The organism is Neisseria sp. HMSC03D10, from assembly GCF_001807625.1.
Classification (GTDB): Bacteria; Pseudomonadota; Gammaproteobacteria; order Burkholderiales; family Neisseriaceae; genus Neisseria; species Neisseria mucosa.
Window position 1 is genome coordinate 576 of the sequence record NZ_KV789544.1, and the last position, 1,818, is coordinate 2,393.

The following is a 1,818-nucleotide window of genomic DNA, read 5'->3' on the forward strand; positions in this document are numbered from 1 at the left end:
TTTTTTTCGGCCAGTTGGCAGTTAATCAGTTTTAGCAATGATGTTTTCCAGAATCCGTATAAGCCTGCCAAATTTAGCCTAAGTCATAAAATCCTGTAATTTTCCACCAATCATTTAACTTTGAGAGTAAAATCCCAAAATATTAATTTGCATCATGATTTACGGCTTCGATGTCTCGACGTAAGTTTTAGATTTACAGTTTCAGACGACGTTAGGACGCTACTTTGTAATTTTCCAACAAAGCCGTATGCCATTTATCAACGGATTGACCGAAAGGACGCTTCACATGAGTAATGCAAAACGCGATGTAACCCGCATCAGCCACAACACCAAAATCGTCGCTACGTTGGGGCCGGGCAGCAACAATGTCCAGTTGTTGGAAGACATGATCCGTGTAGGCGGTCTGAATGTCGTCCGTTTCAACTTCAGCCACGGCACGCCTGAATTCCATCAGGAAAACGCCCGCATCGTGCGTGAAGCGGCAAAACGCGCGGGACAGGAAATCGCCATCCTTGCCGACTTGCAAGGTCCGAAAATCCGCGTCGGCAAAATCGCCGGCGGCAGCATCGAATTGAACAAAGGCGAAACGCTGGTTCTTGATGCCGCACTCGAAGGCGAAGGCACGCGCGACGCGGTCGGTTTGGACTACCGCGATCTGCCTAATGATGTCGTTGCGGGCGATGTTTTGTGGTTGGACGACGGTTTGCTGACTTTGACTGTGGAATCCGTTGAAGGCAGTAAGATTGTTACTAAAGTTGAAAACAGCCATGTGTTGAAAAGCAACAAAGGCATCAATAAACGCGGCGGCGGTTTGTCCGCAGGCGCGTTGACCGAGAAAGACTTCCGCGACCTGAAAACCGCGATTGCCATCGGTTGCGACTACCTCGCCATCAGCTTTGTGAAATCCGCCGAAGATTTGCACACTGCCCGCGCCAAAGTCGAAGAAGAAATGAAAGGCAGTACTGCCGTTCGCCCCGGTTTGGTTTCCAAAATCGAACGTGTGGAAGCGATTGAAAACTTGGACGAAATCATCCTCGCCAGCGACGGTATCATGGTGGCGCGCGGCGACTTGGCGGTCGAAGTCGGACACGCAGCCGTCCCCGCCCTGCAAAAACGCATGATCCGCCGTGCACGCGAGTTGCGCCGCTTCAGCATTACGGCAACCCAAATGATGGAATCCATGATCACCAACCCCGTCCCGACCCGCGCGGAAGTCAGCGACGTGGCAAACGCGGTATTGGACGGCACCGATGCGGTGATGTGTTCCGCCGAAACTGCCGTCGGCGCGTATCCGTTTGAAACCGTCAGCCAAATGGCGATTATTTGTGCGGCTGCGGAAAAAGAACAAGATTCGCTCAACGGCGTTGCCGAACAGGTCGATTATCCCGAAGCCGTCAGCACCAACTTGGCGATTGCCGGCGGCGCGGTCAGCGTGGCGCGCGCGGTTCACGCCAAAGCCATCGTCGCCCTGACTGAAAGCGGTTCGACCGCCTTCGAAGTCAGCCGCCACAATATCACCTTGCCGATTTTCGCACTGACCCCGAGCATTTCCGCCCAACGCCGTATGGCAATGTACCGCGGCGTGCGCCCGCTGATTTTAGCGACCAGCACCGACCACGATACCGCGCTGAACGAAGTGGAAGCCATGCTGGTCGAACATAAAATCTTAAGCTCCGGCGACCAATACATCATCACCAGCGGTTCGCAAATGCGCGAATCCGGTTCGACCAATACGCTGGAAGTGTTGCGCGTTAAATAATCGACACGCAAACGGCAGATAAACAAGAGGTCCTTGGATTCGGATTTCAAGTGCAACAC

1 protein-coding gene is annotated in these 1,818 nt (G+C 53.1%); it reads left to right on the forward strand.

The annotated features are described in order from the left end of the window. Positions 1–286: 286 nt before the first annotated feature. Positions 287–1,759 carry a pyruvate kinase gene (gene pyk, locus HMPREF3066_RS06600; RefSeq protein WP_003765311.1) on the forward strand — a complete coding sequence of 491 codons (1,473 nt, stop codon included), beginning with the start codon at positions 287–289 and terminating at the stop codon, positions 1,757–1,759. Positions 1,760–1,818 lie beyond the last annotated feature (59 nt).

Coding starts and splice junctions, on each gene's coding strand:
- pyk (WP_003765311.1), top strand. CDS start 287: ATGAGTAATGCAAAACGCGATGTAACCCGCATCAGCCACAACACCAAA.